This window comes from Dysgonomonas sp. (assembly GCF_035323175.1).
GTDB lineage: Bacteria > Bacteroidota > Bacteroidia > Bacteroidales > Dysgonomonadaceae > Dysgonomonas.
Genome location: NZ_DAOKYH010000003.1, coordinates 277,978 through 296,614, shown reverse-complemented (window position 1 = coordinate 296,614; position 18,637 = coordinate 277,978). Strand labels below are relative to the sequence as shown.

Genomic DNA, 18,637 nt, shown 5'->3' with positions numbered 1-18,637 from the left:
GTATTTATAAAAAGAATATGAAAAAAGTATATTTTTATTTTTTCTGGTTTATTTTTTCTCTTACTGTATTCGTTTCATGTAGCAATGATGATCCTAAAATCCCCGATTGGGATTGGGGTGGAGGAGAAACAGACGGAGATGCTAAGCCTCGCTATATTTGGATCGATGCTGCTGCAAATTTTTCAGACTATGCAAATAGTAAAGAAAATATAGAACGCGACCTGACTCTGGCTAAGAATACAGGATTTACAGATATTGTAGTTGATGTCAGACCTACAATGGGTGATGTCTTATTTAAAAGTTCTGCAGTGCAAGAGGTAAAGAAGCTCGACTATTGGCCCGAAAGTGGTGGCTATGCTTTTTATGAAAGAACTGCAACATGGGACTATCTGCAAGCTTTTATAGACACAGGTCACAAGCTGGGGCTGAAAGTTCATGCTGCTATCAATACTTTTGTTGCAGGTAATAGCTATCTATATGGATTGGGAGAACAAGGTTTATTGTTTAGAGATGAGACAAAAAGAGATTGGGCTACAACTGTTAACATAGGTTCAGGGGTGAAAAATGTTATGGATGTTTCAGAAGATAAATACTCTACTAAGTTTTTGAATCCTGTAAATGAAGATGTGCAGGAATATATTTTGTCTATTCTTGGAGACCTTGCCAAATATGATGTAGATGGTATTTTTCTAGATCGTTGCCGTTTCGATGGAATGACAAGTGATTTCTCGGAGTATACCCATAAAAAATTTGAAGAATATATTGGTGAAAAAGTTACAAACTTTCCGGCGGATGTAATGGAGCCCGATATGTCGGAATATAATGCATTGCCATCTGCCTTACCTCCATATTTTAAAAGATGGCTCGAATTCAGGGTAAAAGTTATTCATGATTTTATAGTAAAGGCTCGTCAAAAAGTTAAAGGCGTAAATAATAATATTCAGTTTGGAGTGTATGTTGGGGCGTGGTATTCAAATTATTACGGAGTAGGGGTAAACTGGGCTAGTCCTAAATATAATACCTCAGCTTATTATCCTAAATGGGCTACAGCCAAATATATGGAATATGGTTATGCAGATCATCTTGACTTCTTATTACTTGGAGCATACGCTAGTGCAGATAAGATTACCGGAAGTACTGAATGGACGATCGAAGGTTTCTGCAAACTGGCTGGTGAAAAGTTAATGGGTGATGTGAAGTATGCCGGAGGTCCTGATGTCGGTAACTGGACTGTACCTGCCGGTACGGATGTGAAAGCTGCAGTGAAACAAACAGTGGGTGCTTCTATAAACAATGGCAATGGATATTTCTTATTTGATATTATACACATGAAAAAGTATAATTACTGGTCGGATGTAAAAGCCGGTATCGACTTATATCTTGCTAGCTTGGAGAATTCGAAGAAATGATACGATACATCAACAGATACATAATGATATTGGGCTTGGTACTGTGTGTAGGCACAGTACAGGCTCAATGTCGTTTGTTGCATGGAAAAGTATCTTGCAAGGGAAAAGGGCTTGCTAATGTAATTGTTACTGATGGCTCAATATGTATAAATACCAATGAACGTGGCGAATACTCTTTCCAGAGTGTAAATAAAGATGGTTTTGTTTACATTTCTATTCCTGCAGGATATGTTACAGATATTGAGAAGGGAACTATTCCTTTATTTTATAAAAAAATAGAGCAGGATCAAGATGTTTATAATTTTGAATTGATCAAAAATCCAAAAGAAGATAGTCGGCATACATTCTTTGTTCATGCCGATGTGCAAGTAACAGCTTTGTCTGATTTAGAAAAGTATAAGAGTATTGTAAACGATTGTAAACAATTGATGCGCGACTATAGCAGCCATGATACTTTTGGCGTCGATTGCGGTGATATAGTGGGTGACTCCCCTTTTCTTTTTCCGGAGTATATTAATACAATAAAAGAAATTGGATATCCTGTTTTCAGAGCTATAGGCAATCATGATATGGATTATTACGGACGTAGCCACGAAACGTCAGATCATACATTTAGCAACTATTTCGGACCTACACATTATTCTTTCAATAAAGGGAACGCTCATTATATAATAGTGAATAATAACTTCTATATAGGGCGTGATTACTTTTATATGGGATATATCGATGAAAAAACTTTTACATGGCTTGAGCAAGATCTGGCGAATGTACCTAAAGGTTCATTGGTCTTTCTTATAATGCATATTCCGGGACGCTTGAAGGATAAGCAAACACAATTTCAGTATAATTATGATCTTATTGCTGATCAGACCATTAATTTCGGGGCTTTATCTGAAATGATGAAACCGTATCAGGCTCATATAATATCAGGTCATATGCACTATAATCTGAATATAGAGCATTCCCCAAATCTTATAGAACATAATACAGCTGCAATTTGCGGTACATGGTGGCGAGGCGAAATATGCCTTGATGGTACCCCTCAAGGATATGCTGTTTATGAAGTAGATGGCAACGATGTGAAGTGGTATTATAAAGGCTCAGGGTATAAAAAAGAATATCAGTTCAGAGGGTATCCTGTAGGAACCTCCGCCGAATATCCTTTTGATATAATAGTAAATGTTTGGAATTATGATCCTACATGGAAGGTGGAATGGCTTGAGAATGGAAAAGTGATGGGTAGTTTGCAGAAGTATACAGGCTTTGATCCTGATGCAGAAATTCTATGTGCAGATAAGAAAAAAGTTGTTTATGACTGGATTTTACCAATCAAGAATGAGCATATGTTTAGGGCTAAACCTCAAAACCCGAAAGCAAAAATAGAAGTACGTGTTACAGACCGTTTCGGGCAAGTATATACAGATGTAATAAAATAATGTGAAATGGATAGGCGTAGATTTGTAAAGCTAGGGAGTATAGGTGCAGCTTTGTTTGCTATGAATAATTCTGTATTCGCACAAAGAAACAACTCTCAGCCTTCAATATATGGGCGTAATGTCAATATAAAACCAATAATGGGATCATGGTTCGAGTTTAAGCACCATCTCGACTCTGAAGGTATTTATTGGAATAATACCTTGGCCAAATTTACAGACGAGCAATGGAAAGCATTGGTCAGGGATATCAGCGAAACAGGTATGCAATATATGGTGCTGATGTCGGTGGCTGATAATGGAAAAACATTTTATCCGTCTAAACTGCAACCACAATATGATTATACTTCGGCTGATCCGCTCGAAGCTGTTTTGTCTGCCGCAGATGAATATGGCCTTAAATTCTTTATAAGCAACGATTATTGGTCAGACTTTAGAGATGTCAACAATATGATGACCAATAAAGAAATAGCTGTCCTGAGGGAAAAAGGAATGGAGGAAATAGCTGCTAAATATTCTCATCACAAAAGTTTTTATGGATGGTATTATCCGAATGAAACAGGAATCTTTAATACGATAGACGAAACTACGGTAAACTATGTGAATCGTTGTTCTGAAATAGCACATCGTCTGACACCTCAAGCCCGAACATTGATAGCTCCGTATGGAACAAAATCTATCAGGTATAATGACTTATATGTAAGACAACTCGAGAGACTCGATGTAGATATTATAGCCTATCAGGATGAGGTAGGAGTAAAAAAGACAAAAGCGGGAACAGCAGGAAAATACTTTGAAGAACTCTATTATATGCATAATAAAGCCGGACGCTCACGTTTATGGGCCGATTTGGAAGTCTTTGAATTCGAAAAAGATGTTTATGATAGTGCCCTTATTTCGTCTTCATTCGATCGTGTTATAACACAGTTGGAAGATATTTCACCATTTGTGGAAAATATATTAATCTATCAGTATGTTGGGCTCATGAGTAAGCCGGATTCTATAGCCGGAGCCGGACATAAAAGAGCTGAAAAGCTTTACGTGGATTATATGCGATGGTTTAACAAGCAGAGAGGACTGGTATGAAAAGAATATTTACATATATATGCTTTATTTCGATTTGTGTATGTAGTCATGCGCAGTGGACGATAGAGCAAGTAGAGAAAGGCAGTTCGTCTAAGAATGATATCAGGGCTATTTGTTTCGATCGGGTGGGTAATCTTTGGTTAGGTACTTCTTACGGAGTTTACAAACAAGAATCAGATTCATTCTCTTTACAGTCGCCTGAAGGTGTGTATGTAGAATCTTTACTTGTAGATCGTGACGGAACTAAGTTTGCAGGAGTTTGGGGTGGTGGAGTTTATCAGTCTTCACCGGAGAACAACGATTGGGTAAAAAACGATGAAGCTTCTATATCTATGTCCGCAAACAGTATTTTCGTTGACAGCAAAGGTCGAGTATGGATTGGTACATGGAATAAAGGGTTAGTATTGCTAGATGGCAGTGCATACAAAAACTACACAACTCATAATACGACAATAGGAGATAATACCATAACATGCTTTGCTGAAGATAAACAAAGTAGAATCTGGATTGGCTCATTGCAAGGCGTTTCTTTATTTGATAAAAATAAGGAGACTCTTTATAATATCAGCAACAGTGCATTGCCTTCAAATGATATATATGCATTGGCTACAGATACCGATAAAAGTATTTGGATCGCTACAGCCTGTGGGTTGGCAAACTATAATAATGGTAAATGGAAGATATATGGCACTGATAATTCTCCCCTTCTATCTAACACAATATTATCATTGGCTGTTGACTCGAAGGGTATTCTATGGGTTGGTACTAATAAAGGTATTACCGCTATTAAAGGAAATTGTTTCCGTTCATTTACCACTCAAAATAGTAATTTGATAGACAATCGTATTCAGACAATTGGAGTACATGCAGATAAACTATATGTAGGGACACAATTGGGGCTTGCGATATTAGATTTGAAATCTTTTTCTCTTTGATTAAATAACTAAATGATAATGAATTTTATTACAATAAAAACTATTCTTTTATTTTCCTTTTTTTCTCTTTTTTCTGTAATCGTTCGAACTCAGAGTAATGAATATCCTATTATTCCGGTTCCCGCTGAATTAGTACCTCAAAAAGGGAGCTTCACTCTGAATGACAAGACTCAGTTATATTTTCAAAATACGATGGATAGTTCCTTCGAAGAGGCTTTTTATCTGTTTCGTGAGCATCTGAAGCGATCGACAGGATTTGACCTTCCAAAAGCGAATACAAATTCGGGAAAGAATATAATTATATGTAAACTAAATACTAATTTGGAAAAGGATGAGGCCTATAAGTTATTAGTATCACGATCCAAAATTGAAATTGAAGCTAAAACTCCCATAGGGCTGTTTTATGCTTTGCAATCTATCAGACAGCTTCTTCCTACGGAGTTTGAGCAGACAACACTGTCAACTAGCACAAAGTGGAATATACCATGTTGTGTGATTGATGATGCTCCTACATTCGTTTATCGTGGATTGCATATGGATGTATGTCGTCATTTTGTATCTGTGGAGGAAGTGAAAAAATATATAGACCAGATAGCAATGCTTAAATTAAATACGTTTCATTGGCATCTGACCGACGATCAGGCATGGCGTATCGAGATTAAAAAATATCCTAAACTGACCACTGTAGGAGCTTATCGTAATCGCACATTACAAGGGCATAATAACGATTGTCCACGAGTGTGGGATAATACTCGTACGGGAGGTTTCTATACGCAGGAGGAAATAAAAGACGTGGTCGACTATGCCAGAAAGCGCTTTGTAACCATTATCCCCGAAATAGAAATGCCCGGTCATGCTACCGCAGCTGTTGCTTCTTATCCCGAGCTTTCATGTTCAGGAGGACCTTTCGACGTTGAAGGTAGATGGGGAGTATTCAATGATGTATTCTGTACTAAAGATGAGACTTTTTCTTTCCTCGAAGACGTACTGACTGAAGTTGCAGCACTATTTCCATCACCTTACATACATATAGGTGGCGACGAGTGCCCTAAAGTTCGTTGGAAAAGATGTCACGCATGTCAGCAACGGATGAAAGATGAAGGCTTGAAAGATGAGCACCAGTTGCAATCTTACTTTGTGAAAAGAATGGAAAAAGTAGTTCACAAATTAGGAAAGCGTATTATCGGTTGGGATGAAATACTCGAGGGAGGGATTGCTCCTGATGCTACAGTTATGTCGTGGAGAGGCATTGCAGGAGGTATATCCGCTGCAAAGCAGGGGCACGATGTCATAATGACTCCGTCCGAAGCAATGTATTTTGATTTCTATCAGTCCTCGCTACACACAGAGCCGTTGGCTATAGGAGGTTATTTACCTATCGAACGAGTATACGCATTCAATCCATATGTAAAAGAACTTGATACGAAAGATCTAAAACACATACTCGGTGTTCAGGCAAACACATGGACTGAGTATATGCCTGATGCTCAACATCGAGAAATGATGGTTTTCCCTCGAGTGGCTGCATTGGCAGAGGTAGGATGGACTTCGGAAAAAAATAAAGATTTTGATTCTTTTGCAATACGCCTCCCTAAGCTTATGAAGCGTTACGATATAATGGGCATAAACTACTCCAGAGCATTTTATAGTGTTGTGGGAACTGCAATTAATGACGGTGGATTGAAACTAAAACTATCAACCATTGCTCCTGAAACATCCATTCATTATACAACTGATGGTTCAGACCCAACACTTAGTAGCCCTATTTATAGGGAGCCTATCCCGGTAGGAGAAAAAGAGATGGTGGTAAAAGCCATTTCGGTAAAAAATAATAAGGTTATGTATATGCCATACGAACGTAGCTTTATTGCAAATAAAGCTGGTGGGCAAAAGGTGGTATTTGAAAATACAGATGGAGTAAGGTTTGAACAAAACGGATCAGGGAATCTCACCGACTGCACTATGGGTGGACGACCTGTAAGTCGACCCGATTGGTTTAGCTATGCAGGAACTGATGGTAGTATCACTATTGAATTTGAAAAACTGACATCGATAAGTAAAATTACATTTAGTTCAGCTAATCAAAATAATGTATTGGTTTACTCTCCAAAATCAATAAACTTTTTAGTGTCTGAAGATGGGACTACATTCTTCCCTGTAGGAGCTGTTTGGCATCAACAAATGGCAGCTGCAAAAGGAAAGGCGATTGTTTCATTTACACCTAAAAAAGTAAAAAAGATAAAATTGGAGATTGCTATGTATGGAATAATTCCGAATACAGAACCAAATTCGGGAGAAATGTCAGCCCTTTTTGTCGACGAAATCATTGTTGAATAAGAATACAGAAATCATGCGTAAAATTTATATACAAATAGCTTGCCTTGTATGTATACTTCAAACTGTACAATCAAAGGTTTGGTTGCCTTCGTATTATGGTGATCACATGGTATTACAACAGCAGACAGAGAATGTAATACATGGCAAGAGTGAATCGAACAAACAGATAACGCTCGTCACTTCTTGGAATCGAAAGAAATATATAACAAGAAGTGACTCTCAGGGATTATTCAGTTTTACGGTTGTTACACCTGTGGCCGGAGGCCCTTATTCTATGACTTTCTCAGATGGAGAGCCTTATGTAATAAATGATATTCTAATAGGTGAATTATGGTTTTGTTCAGGGCAGTCCAATATGGAAATGCCCGTAAAGGGATATAAGGGACAGCCTGTTTTTGGATCTCATCCTTATATCGTAAAGGCAAAAGAGTCTCGTCAGATGAGACTGTTCTCCGTAAAGAATGAATGGAGTAAGGAGCTAAAGGATGATGTAGGAGGAGAATGGATGTTGCATTCCTCTCAGAATGTGGGCAACTTTAGCGCAGCTGCATATTTTTTTGGAAATAAAATAGAAGAAGAGCTAAATGTACCTGTAGGATTGATAAACTGCTCGTGGAGCGCATCTAAAATTGAATCGTGGATTGATGGAGAGACTCTGTCACATATTGAGGGAGTTGATCTTTCGGTTCTGAAGGAAAACGATTTCGGTTATCCGAATGGCACTCCTACTTTACTTTTTAATGCAATGGTTCATCCTTTCAGTGGATTGGCTGTTAAAGGAATCCTTTGGTATCAAGGGGAGGCGAACAGTAACGCCCCTGAGCTCTATAAGAGGCTATTCCCTGCCTTTGTAAGCCAGTGGAGGAGATTTTTCAATAATAAAGACTTACCTGTTTATTATGTTCAGATTGCACCATGGCAGTCGGCGAATAAGGATGAACTGGATTGGGCTATCTTTCGCCAAGCACAACTCGAGTTGCTGAGCCAAATCCCGAATACAGGTATGGTGATTACAGCCGATTTGGGCGCAGACAAATTTATCCATCCGCCATATAAGATAGAAGTGGGAGAGCGTTTAGCTTACTGGGCTTTGGCAAAAACGTATAATAAACAAGGATTTACATACAGTGGCCCTATATATAAAAGTTATGAAAAGGAAGGTTCTTCCATTAAACTTACTTTCGACTTTGGGGATGACGGACTTAATCCTGAACAGGAAAATATTGTAGGATTTGAACTTGCTGGAACGGATGGTCATTTTATTGAAGCATGTGCTGAGATTATACCTGCAACAAATATGGTTAAAGTTTGGAGCGATAGAGTACAGAATCCTGTTGAGGTTCGCTATTGTTTCCGAAATTATAAACTTGGAACCTTAAAAAATAATGCAGGATTACCTGCTGCTCCATTCAGAATATTAATCAACAAGTAATATATTATGAGAAAATTATATTTAATACTGCTTTTAATTACAGGATTCGCTACGATTTCATGTAATATCAAAAAAGAAGAAAAACAAACCAAACCGCAGAAGAAACAAGCTTTGATGTGGTTTGATGGTACAGCTAATTTACCACGACTTAATAATAAAGACTCTATAAATTTCTATCTGAAAAAGATTAAAGATCTAGGTTTTACACACGCTGTGGTTGATATTCGTCCCATATCAGGAGATGTACTTTACGATAGTAAAATAGCACCTAAAATGAAAGAATGGAATGGTGTGAAAAGTGCTGATTTTGATTTTCTAAAATATTTTATAGAAAAGGCGCATTCGCTAGGGTTGGAGGTGCATGCTTCGTTGAATGTTTTTTCGGCTGGGAATAATTATGTTTCTCGCGGACAGGTGTATGATGGGCATCCTGAATGGGCATCTACTGTTTATACTCCTACCCAAGGAATAATATCTATAACTCAAGATAAAGGGAAGGACAAATATGCAGCTATGGTAAACCCTATAAATAAAGAATTTCAGCGCCATATCCTTGATGTTCTTAAAGAGGTAGTGACAATGTATCCTACAATTGATGGCCTTATTCTCGATCGTGTGCGCTACGATGGGATCAATGCTGATTTCTCTCAAGCATCAAAAGAAGAGTTTGAAAAATATATAGGAGAAAAAGTAGTTAGGTTTCCTCAGGATATCTTTGAATGGGCAAAAGGTTCAAACGGCGAGTATAACCGTATCGATGGCAAGCATTTTAAAAAATGGATCGAGTGGAGAACAAAGAATATCTATGATTTCATGAAGTTGGCTAGAGAAGAGGTGAAGCTGGCAAATAAGAATGTTTCGTTCGGAACATATACCGGAGCATGGTATCCGTCATATTATGAAGTTGGTGTTAATTTTGCAAGCAATACCTATGACCCTTCTGCCGATTATGATTGGGCTACGCCTGAGTATAAGAATTATGGCTACGCAGAGTTACTTGATTTATACACTACAGGGAATTATTATACGAGCATTACTATTGACGAAATAAAAGCAAATAACCCTCAGATCAAAAATGAGACAGATAGTCGTGTACATAGTGGTGAATGGTACTGTGTAGAAGGATCGAACCGAAACTTACGTGTGATCTTGGGTAAAAATAAATTTAGTGGAGGAATCTTAGCAGATCAATTTTATAGTAATCCTGCCGGACTTGCTCGCTCTATAGAAATGAACTTGAAAGAATCGGATGGAGTGATGATTTTTGATATCGTTCATATTATTCAAAAAAATATGTGGAAAGAAGTGGAAGAAGGGATGAGAAACGGGAACATGATTAAGTAATATACGTATATGAATAATAGATCCTTTGCTTTGGATGCATTACGAGGGTATGCTATACTTACTATGGTGCTCTCTGCTACTATTAGTTTTCATATTTTACCCGGGTGGATGTACCATGCTCAGACACCACCTCCGGATCATGCTTTTAATCCTACAGAACCGGGGTTAACTTGGGTTGATTTAGTTTTTCCGTTTTTTTTGTTTGCTATGGGAGCTGCTTTTCCCTTCTCCATAAAGAGAAAAATAGAGAAAGGAGAAACAAAAAAGAAAGCTATACTCGAAGGTTTTAAACGATATTTCCAGTTAGCATTTTTCGCTATTTTTATTTACCATCTTAGTCCGTGGGCTTTAAGTAGTCCTCAGGATTCCCGAGCATGGGGGCTAGCATTGCTTGCTTTTGCATTACTTTTTCCTATGTTTATGCGAATCCCTATCCAGATGCCCAAATGGGCTCACTCGACTGTAAAAATTGTAGCATTTGTTATTGCCTTTGTATTGATGTATACAGTTCATTATGCAGGGGATAGGGTATTTGATCCTCACTTTGCTGATATCATAATCCTTATCATGGCACATATGGCTGGGTTTGGGACTTTGATATATGTTTTCACGATGTATAATAAGACTGTACGAATAGCAGTTTTGTTCTTCATTATGGCAATACAGCTTGGTTCCGGGGTGGAAGGTAGTATAAATCATGCTATTTGGACTTTCACGCCGGCTGCTTGGCTTTTTAAGTTTGAATATCTAAAATATCTATTTATCATTATTCCGGGGAGCATAGCCGGAGAATATCTGCTTGAGAATATACAAACGAGAAAACAGGATGGAAACGTTAATTGCATAAAAGACAAAGCTACATCCTATTTATTATTGGTTATTGGACTCGCTCATATTCTGGTAAACCTGTGCTGTTTGTATAACCGTTGGTTAGCAATGAATATTGTTATTAACAGCTTGTTACTGTTTGCCGGGTATTTCGTTCTTAGAAAAAAAGATTCTGGATTCATTCGTTTATGGAAGAATCTTTTTATAGCGGGAGGCTTTATGATAATACTGGGATTATTCTTTGAAGCATACGAAGGAGGGATAAAGAAGGATCCAACTACATTCAGCTACTATTTTGTAAGTAGTGGGTTGGCTTTTATGGCATTGATGATCTTTAGCATTATCTGTGATTATTATAAATGCTATCGTAGTACGTCATTCTTGGTAATGATAGGACAAAATCCGATGATAGCCTATGTGGCTACAGGTCTATTTACAGGTCCTGTGTTAAACTTGTTAGGTATAATGCCTTTATTTTCTGTATTTTCAACTAGCCCTTGGCTTGGTTTTTTGCAAGGGGTTATACTTACATCTATTGCTATGTTTATAACAATGTTCTTTACTCGTATCAAATGGTTTTGGAGAACATGATTGAATTTCTTTTGATTATCTAAACTTTATATAAAGGATCTCATAAGCCAATGAGATCCTTTATTTTTTACAATACCAATGTTTCTTTGTATATTCGTCATATATTTAGAATAAAGGAAAATCCAGATTCCTTAAGCCCAATAAAAAATCTAACGGAAATAACATTTGAAACATATCTTTCTAACGGAGAACAATTCCGAGAAAAGTAAAGATCTAATAATATTTTATCATGAATAAAGTTTGTTTTATCCTCTTGTTTATCCTTGTCCTTATTTCTAGTCTAAAGAGTCAGCAGAACTACTTCCGGAATCCCGTTATTCGTGGAGATATGGCAGATCCCTCTGTGATAAGAATAGGTGCTACCTATTATGCAACTGCTACCTCTTCCGAATGGGCTCCGCACTATCCGCTATTTACTTCAAAAGACTTGGTTAACTGGACGCAGATCGGGCATATATTTGAGAAGCGACCCGAATGGACTTCCAACTCTTTTTGGGCTCCCGAATTGTTTTATCATAACGATAAGGTCTATTGCTATTATACGGCGCGACGAAAGTCCGATGGAATATCATACATAGGTGTTGCTACAGCAAATAGTCCTACAGATGAATTTACAGATCATGGTCTTTTGGTCGAATTTGGAAAAGAAGCGATCGATGCATTTATCTATGACGACAACGGGCAGCTATATATATCATGGAAGGCGTACGGGCTCGATAATAGACCGATAGAGATACTCGCTAGTAAATTGTCTGATGATGGCTTAAAATTGATTGGAGAGCCCTTCTCATTATTGAAGGATGATGAGCGGATCGGGATGGAAGGTCAATATCATTTCAAGAAAGGAGATTATTATTATATCGTTTACTCACCTCATAGTTGTTGCGGGCCGCAAAGTGATTATGATGTATATGTTGCCCGTTCAAAAAGTTTTAAAGGGCCTTATGAGAAGTATTCTGGCAATCCAATTCTGCATGGCGGTGGTGGAGATTATCTATCCTGCGGACATGGAACAGCAGTAGATACTCCCGATGGGCGTTTGTTTTATCTATTTCATGCCTACTTCAAAGGTGAAGGCTTTTTTGCCGGACGACAACCTGTATTACAAGAGATGTATATGGGAGACGATAGTTGGCCACATTTCCGCACTGGAACAGCCGGTAAATCAGAGCAAGCTATGCCATATCCCGGAACTGTGCAGATGGGAGTTGCTGATTTTGGAGATAGATTCGAAGGTAGTACATTAAAAATAGATTGGACTTGGAACTTTCCTTATTCAGATATAAAGACTGAATTTCGGAATGGAAAACTTCTGCTTAGTGGCACTCCAAAACAAGGGAATGATTGGGGAACAGCATTATGCTTACGTCCGCAAACGCCTTATTATACTTATGAAACATTGGTGAATAATAGCAATAAGAGTATAAAAGGGCTTACCATGTATGGAGATGATAAGAATCTCATAGTATGGAGTGTATCAGGTGGAAAGTTAGAGTTGAAGTCAATAAAAGATGGTCAGCAATCGTCGATCTATAATTCAATAATATCACAGAAGCTTGTCTATCTCAGAGCTCAGGTAGAGAAAGGTTGTTATATGACTTTCTTTTGGAGTAAGGATGGGAAAAACTGGACGAAGATAAATGAGACTCCTATTCAAGCCGATTATTTAACCCGATGGGATAGAGTTGCCCGTCCAGGAATAATACAAATAGGAGACACATCTCAGCCTGCTGAATTCTCTTCCTTTAAGATGACGAATATAAAATAATAAAGAAGCTGCCTTAAGAATTCAATTCCTAAGGCAGCTCCTTTTATATGATTATCAAATAGTTTGCTTGCCTACCTGAACACTTACCTTTTTACTCTTGTCTTTTCCCCAAAGCAATGTTAACTCGAAAGCAACGTTCGAATCAATCGTAACCGATGGTGTTTCATCAGACGAATTACGCTTATTAACTTTAAAGGAAACCAAGCCATCAGGGCCGTATGGATAGCGCTCTATCCCGTGTGCTTCGGTCTGAGTAATATCCCATGTGACAGAATGATTGGCGTAGTCGGAACGGATACCTAAGATATACTCTATAAATACCGCGATAGGGGGAAGACCTGTCCAACCCACAAAGTCTTTGCGAGCCATAAATCCCGGTTCGGCGGCTTCGGGTGCATAATACTCCCAGAATGTTCCTGTGTTCTTGTATACTTCAAAAACATTATTGTAATGGTTCTTGGCTATCTCCTTCGCTTGCTTTGTATATCCTTTCTTATCAAGTCCCGTGATGACCATATAGTTGGTTCCCGGCCAAACACCACCTTGCCAGTAGCGTCCTCTCGGGTTATATTTCGGATTGTCGGCCGAAAGAGATGGAACTCTGTGGGGACGGTTGAATGTTTTAGGATCGTCCAAATGCTTCACCATTCTATCCAGTTGCTTAGCATCCAATACATCGGTATGCAATGCCCAGAATGCAGGCATCCCCATCGTTGTACTCAGACTACCATCAGCATACTGATCGTACAAGAATCCCGTTTTTTCGTCCCAAAGATTGTCGTGTACATATTTGGTAAGCATTTTTATCTCGTCCTCAAATTCTTCGATCTCTTGCCAGCGTTCCAGATAGAAACCTATTTCGAGCAATACATTTGCCATCAATATTTGTTGCAGGCATGCATCCAGCCATACCATGTGTCCGTTACTATATATCATATTATACTGAGGCTGTACACGTGGCATGTTGTCCATACCTGTTCCCCAACCGCTCGACCAGTATGTTCCATTAGGCCATGTACGGTTTAGTTTCAGCCATTTGTAATATGCACATAGTGCCGGGAATATCTTTTCTAAGCGTTCGTTATCGCCATACTGCTTGTAGTATAACATCTCACTCCATGGCAACAGGTTAGGTCCGGTGCTTGTCGGGTCGTAACGCTCGAAGCAATCTGCTCCATCGGCTTTGATTTCGCGGCAAATGAATCCATCGGGATGCTGTTTGGCGTAGAAGTTATCCAATGTATGTTGGAATGGGAAAAAGCGGTATCCATAGCGTGCAAACATCATCATAAAAGATGAATCCCACATAAAGATATTTCCGTTATAAGCTGTATCCAGATAACTGGAAACAAAGCCCGAACCTTTTTGTGGCTGACGGATATTGCTGATCGCGATTTGCCATGCTTTCCAGTACATCTCTATTTCTTTCGCATGACCTTCCCAAATAGGACTGGGCAATATATTCTTAGCCTCCTCGAAGCTCTTAGGAATTACTTCCTCGGGTTTTGCTATACGGTATTCATTCTCTGTAACCAAAGCTTCCTTTACATACGTATTTTTGTATGGCAGGTTGTATTTTGGTGGCACCTCTTCATTTTCTTGAGAGAAGAGGTTGAATGTTACGATGCAGCTTAGAATAATTAAACTAACAAGTCTTTTCATCTTAGGGTATTATAATCGATTTTTATTGTTACTTTTTACAAATATACTGTTTTTATATAAGCCTTATAACCTGTATGATATAAATAAAAGGTGACAAAAGTGACACTTTTTGTTCTGTTTTTTATCTGTCACCTTTCTCTATTTTTTATCACGCTCAACGAAGAGAAGTATCATCTCCGGTAGGATAGAATAAGAAACATAAGACAGTGTCCTTATATAGATAAACTATTTTGCAATATACAACATATTATCAGGAATAATATCTTCTCTGATACTGCGGCTCGAAAGACCTACTTCGAGAAATTCTCCCATATAGTTTTCGAAATATAACAACTTCAATTCGTGATATCCGGCTTCGAGAGCAATCTTTCCTTCGGCACGTTTCAGGCTGTGAGAGCCATCGTTGTCTACAACGGTTTGGCCGTCAATCAATAACTTCGAACCATCGTCGGAGAAAGTATAAAATTGATAAACGCCCTTTTCGGGTATTTTGATATATGTTTTGAATACAAATGCCATAGAATCTTTAGCTGTAGCAGAGGCAATCGAAAAATTGTTCATCGTACCTTCTTTTACAAGTTTAGCAGAAGCGATCATATCTGTATGGGTCAGTTTAAAATCGGCTTCGTAATACTTGTACTCTACTCCTTGTTGTTTTACCTGAATGTTTTTTGCAGGCAAATACTCCGTTGCTTGTTCGTCGGCAGAAGACAGGCCTGAAGGATAATAATATTCAAACTCGATACCTTTTGGTGTGCGTATCCATGTGTCGAACTGGTTTTTACCTTCATACATTTTGATAATTCGTCCGCCTCTCTCTAATTTACCGTAAGCGTCTACTCCTGTTGTCCGTCCGAATGCGAGAGCTACTCCCTGATCGATACCTATATAGTCGTTATCGTGGTCGTGCCCTACAAACACACCCATTACGTCTTTCTTCTCTACCATCGAGCAAAACATTCCTGAATTTATTTCCGGAGAGGCAACCTCTTCTTCTTTATTGCCGATGGTCTTTTCTTTTCCAACGACGTTGTTATACTCCAGTATAGGAATATGGAAGAATGCAAGAGCAGGAAGCGGTGTTCCGCCGTTTTGTGCGGTATATTTATCACTGGTTTTTCTGTACCAGTCTATCTGATCGAAGTGTATCCAGTCGTAATGCCCGTACTTGTGTGCAGATGGTTTGTTGTGCGAGTCGATGCAATACAATACAGCTGCAGTCTTAGCTCCTTTTGATGCCTTAACTTCTAACGGATAGTTTCCCGATCCCGATAGCTCTGGCCCTTTTTCTCCGATAAAGTAAGGGTAGTTTGCGATAAGATCAAACACCTCATCACGGGTAAGCCCTGCTTCTTCATCGTGATTTCCCAAGGTGACAGCCCAGGGTGTTTTAGCCTCTTCAAATATTTTGCCAATAGATTTCCATCCTTCTTTGGCAGGCATATCGGTTACTACGTCACCCGTAAGGATAGCGATATCCGGCTTTTCGGTTGCCAAAACATGTTTGATCACATCAACAGTCTTGCTGCAATTAGGAGAGTTGTTGCTCCAATGCAGGTCTGTAAATTGGGCGATCTTGAAATAACCGTCCTTATTGAATTTCAGTTGTATGTTATTCTTTTGTGCGAATAACGTAATTGCGCAAAAGAGAGTTACGAGTATTAGTGTATATTTTCTCATGGCCTTTATCTGTATTCTCTCTGTCATACCGAGTGTAACGAAGTGTCTTGTTCCCTTTTATAAAACTGTTCAGCTTTGGGATGCTTCGTGCCTCAGCATGGCAGAGATGGTATAATTATTTTTTACAATCCTAATAATTTTTTCATCTTATGAAAAATCTGAGTATTCTTATACACTCCTATGAATTCGGATGAACCCGGTCCGTAAGAAAAAACAGGCAGCATAAGCGGAGTGTGGTCGTCGGTCATATAGCGTGCTGTGAGATGTCCGTTGGCAACATTTCCGTCCACCAATGTAAGACCTCCTGTTTCGTGGTCGCCTGTTACTACAACCAATGTTTCGCCATTACTATCTGCAAACTCAAGGGCTGCTTTCACCGCCAAGTCGAAGCTTAATGTTTCCATTACAGAACCCGGAAAAGAATTGGCATGTCCGGCATAATCTATTTTTGCACCCTCTACCATCAGGAAGAACCCTTTGTCATTTGTTGTCGATAGTTTCTTGATTGCCTGATTTGTGGCGTCGGCAAGCATTGTCAGTGTTTCTTCCGATGCTGCCAGATCCATTCTTTCGTCAATACAGATAACCTTCTTGTTATCAGTATTGATATCGTCAACAGATGTGCTGATTCTATACTGTTTTTTCAATTCGCTCAAAATATCCTTGCCATCGTTCCGACGTGTGAAAACAGACATACCGGCACCGTTCAGAAGGGTTAGTTTTCCATCGAGCAAATACGAAGTTATTTCGTCAGAGTTATCTCTTTCTACCGAGTGTCCGTAAAAAGCGGCAGGGGTAGCATCGGCAACATTACCCAGTGTTACAACCCCGCAGGCATATCCCGCAGCATACATTACATCTGCCATCGATGGGTATGCTACTCCATCTTCACTCATGCTGATATGGCGGTTGTTGTGGAGTTCGCCTGTCGCTAATGCGCTGCCTCCTGCGGCAGAATCAGTTGTATAGGAATCTTTGGCACTGGTGTTTTGCAATCCCACATATTTCATATTGAAGATTGTCAGTCCGTTTCCGTTTTTGTAATTGGCATTATTTACTGTAGCTCCTGCTTGTAATTGAGCAAGTCCTGTACCGTCACCAATAAGAAATATAATATTCTTGATAGGCTTGTTGCTTCCATCATTCTTGTAAGTAGGGGTATATACGTTGATACCTTTCGATAGTTGCAGAAGCTTGTTGTTAAAACCTTGAAATCCGACTGTTGTTCTATCCAGCCTTTTGGCACGTGCTACATCATCGGTTATATCTTCATTCTTCCCTATTTGGTAATTCTTATTGTCGAAATGCGAGAAATAATCAGCACACGCTTCAGGGCGGTCGGTATTAATGTAATCTATCCCTAGATTGTGGAATGTATTCCATGCGGTAACGCCATCGGGAGTTCCCCAAAAACGGATAGGCTTGCCCAATGCGTGTACTTCATTGATCACTTTTACGACTTTCTCCAACTCGGCTTTTTTAATAGATCCTTTACCGTTCCATACCGAATAGTCGGCAAAAGAAAGGCTTATCATTGCTATTCTTTTCAGCTGTTCGGGCGTATAGTCTGTTTTATATCCATCGAATGAAATAAATGATGGATATTTAGAATAATCTTTCTCGGCAGGACGATTCCCCGATATAACAACCTTTACGGCATAAGGGTTAACCGTAGCGTCGAAAACCTGAGGATAGGCTTTCAGTTTGGATACTAATATATCCAAAGTCGGATTTGCCGGAGTTTTCAGATCTACCAAAAGAATAAGCGTTTTATCTGAGTTTTTCCAAGGTCCCCCGCCATTTTGTTTAAATAGATTGACCAATGGGGTGATATATGCCTCGTCTATAGTCGGGGCATTGACTACGTCCTTCAGATCGTGTGCTACCTTCAATTCATTGGCTTTCCCTGTGGTGTAAATATCAGCTTCTATAGATGCTACTTGCTGCGCATAAGCCTGATAAAACGGAACTCTTTGCTCATAATCGTTATGAGAGTGAATGAGTATCCGTTGTTGTGCATTGATAGATATACTTATCAACCCTGTCAACAAGACTAATAAATATATTTTGTTTAAAATATGTCTCATGATTAAAAACCTTTTTTGATTGTTGTTGACTATACTTCGTTACAC

Annotated in this window: 12 protein-coding genes; 9 read left to right on the top strand and 3 right to left on the bottom strand. The window is 38.9% G+C overall.

The window, feature by feature from the left end; all coding sequences use genetic code 11:
* Positions 1-17 precede the first annotated feature (17 nt).
* The 9 genes from PKC55_RS06775 (at position 18) to PKC55_RS06735 (ending at position 13,163) form a co-directional block, all read left to right on the top strand.
* Positions 18-1,409 carry an alpha amylase family protein gene (locus PKC55_RS06775; RefSeq protein ID WP_291124249.1) on the top strand — a complete coding sequence of 464 codons (1,392 nt, stop codon included), beginning with the start codon at positions 18-20 and terminating at the stop codon, positions 1,407-1,409.
* The gene (locus PKC55_RS06770) at positions 1,406-2,845 is read left to right on the top strand and encodes a calcineurin-like phosphoesterase C-terminal domain-containing protein (RefSeq protein WP_283686588.1); all 1,440 of its coding nucleotides are present in this window, start codon (positions 1,406-1,408) and stop codon (positions 2,843-2,845) included. The genes PKC55_RS06775 and PKC55_RS06770 overlap by 4 nt, the downstream gene beginning before the upstream one ends.
* A 6-nt stretch (positions 2,846-2,851) precedes the next feature.
* Positions 2,852-3,928 (top strand): DUF4434 domain-containing protein, encoded by a 1,077-nt coding sequence (locus PKC55_RS06765; RefSeq protein ID WP_291124252.1) that lies wholly within the window; start codon positions 2,852-2,854, stop codon positions 3,926-3,928.
* Entirely contained in the window at positions 3,925-4,863 is a 939-nt protein-coding gene (locus tag PKC55_RS06760) for a ligand-binding sensor domain-containing protein (protein WP_291124253.1), read from the top strand. Before PKC55_RS06765 ends, PKC55_RS06760 begins: the two co-directional genes overlap by 4 nt.
* 18 nt (positions 4,864-4,881) lie before the next feature.
* The gene (locus PKC55_RS06755; RefSeq protein WP_291124254.1) at positions 4,882-7,200 is read left to right on the top strand and encodes a beta-N-acetylhexosaminidase; all 2,319 of its coding nucleotides are present in this window, start codon (positions 4,882-4,884) and stop codon (positions 7,198-7,200) included.
* A 13-nt stretch (positions 7,201-7,213) separates the two neighbouring features.
* Positions 7,214-8,632: a sialate O-acetylesterase gene (locus PKC55_RS06750; RefSeq protein WP_291124256.1), complete on the top strand. Its 1,419-nt coding sequence runs from the start codon at positions 7,214-7,216 to the stop codon at positions 8,630-8,632.
* 6 nt (positions 8,633-8,638) lie between these two features.
* Positions 8,639-9,976, top strand: a complete 1,338-nt coding sequence (locus PKC55_RS06745; protein WP_291124258.1) for an alpha amylase family protein — start codon at positions 8,639-8,641, stop codon at positions 9,974-9,976.
* 9 nt (positions 9,977-9,985) lie between these two features.
* The gene (locus tag PKC55_RS06740; RefSeq protein ID WP_291124260.1) at positions 9,986-11,395 is read left to right on the top strand and encodes a DUF5009 domain-containing protein; all 1,410 of its coding nucleotides are present in this window, start codon (positions 9,986-9,988) and stop codon (positions 11,393-11,395) included.
* A 229-nt stretch (positions 11,396-11,624) separates the two neighbouring features.
* Complete coding sequence (locus tag PKC55_RS06735) at positions 11,625-13,163, top strand: family 43 glycosylhydrolase (protein ID WP_291124263.1); 1,539 nt, start codon at positions 11,625-11,627, stop codon at positions 13,161-13,163.
* A gap of 54 nt (positions 13,164-13,217) precedes the next feature.
* Here the strand turns inward: PKC55_RS06735 and PKC55_RS06730 are convergent, their stop codons facing one another.
* From PKC55_RS06730 to PKC55_RS06720, 3 genes are all read right to left on the bottom strand, one after another.
* Positions 13,218-14,825, bottom strand: a complete 1,608-nt coding sequence (locus PKC55_RS06730; RefSeq protein ID WP_291124265.1) for an MGH1-like glycoside hydrolase domain-containing protein — start codon at positions 14,823-14,825, stop codon at positions 13,218-13,220.
* A 225-nt stretch (positions 14,826-15,050) separates the two neighbouring features.
* Positions 15,051-16,505 carry a PA14 domain-containing metallophosphoesterase gene (locus PKC55_RS06725; RefSeq protein ID WP_291124267.1) on the bottom strand — a complete coding sequence of 485 codons (1,455 nt, stop codon included), beginning with the start codon at positions 16,503-16,505 and terminating at the stop codon, positions 15,051-15,053.
* Between the two features lie 122 nt (positions 16,506-16,627).
* The gene (locus tag PKC55_RS06720; protein ID WP_291124269.1) at positions 16,628-18,592 is read right to left on the bottom strand and encodes an alkaline phosphatase; all 1,965 of its coding nucleotides are present in this window, start codon (positions 18,590-18,592) and stop codon (positions 16,628-16,630) included.
* Between the last annotated feature and the right edge of the window lie 45 nt (positions 18,593-18,637).

Bases quoted from the DNA above. Each gene is read 5' to 3' on its own strand.
- PKC55_RS06770 (WP_283686588.1), top strand. From the start codon at position 1,406: ATGATACGATACATCAACAGATACATAATGATATTGGGCTTGGTACTG.
- PKC55_RS06750 (WP_291124256.1), top strand. From the start codon at position 7,214: ATGCGTAAAATTTATATACAAATAGCTTGCCTTGTATGTATACTTCAA.
- PKC55_RS06755 (WP_291124254.1), top strand. From the start codon at position 4,882: ATGAATTTTATTACAATAAAAACTATTCTTTTATTTTCCTTTTTTTCT.
- PKC55_RS06735 (WP_291124263.1), top strand. From the start codon at position 11,625: ATGAATAAAGTTTGTTTTATCCTCTTGTTTATCCTTGTCCTTATTTCT.
- PKC55_RS06725 (WP_291124267.1), bottom strand. From the start codon at position 16,505: ATGAGAAAATATACACTAATACTCGTAACTCTCTTTTGCGCAATTACG.
- PKC55_RS06775 (WP_291124249.1), top strand. From the start codon at position 18: ATGAAAAAAGTATATTTTTATTTTTTCTGGTTTATTTTTTCTCTTACT.
- PKC55_RS06765 (WP_291124252.1), top strand. From the start codon at position 2,852: ATGGATAGGCGTAGATTTGTAAAGCTAGGGAGTATAGGTGCAGCTTTG.
- PKC55_RS06730 (WP_291124265.1), bottom strand. From the start codon at position 14,825: ATGAAAAGACTTGTTAGTTTAATTATTCTAAGCTGCATCGTAACATTC.
- PKC55_RS06745 (WP_291124258.1), top strand. From the start codon at position 8,639: ATGAGAAAATTATATTTAATACTGCTTTTAATTACAGGATTCGCTACG.
- PKC55_RS06740 (WP_291124260.1), top strand. From the start codon at position 9,986: ATGAATAATAGATCCTTTGCTTTGGATGCATTACGAGGGTATGCTATA.
- PKC55_RS06720 (WP_291124269.1), bottom strand. From the start codon at position 18,592: ATGAGACATATTTTAAACAAAATATATTTATTAGTCTTGTTGACAGGG.
- PKC55_RS06760 (WP_291124253.1), top strand. From the start codon at position 3,925: ATGAAAAGAATATTTACATATATATGCTTTATTTCGATTTGTGTATGT.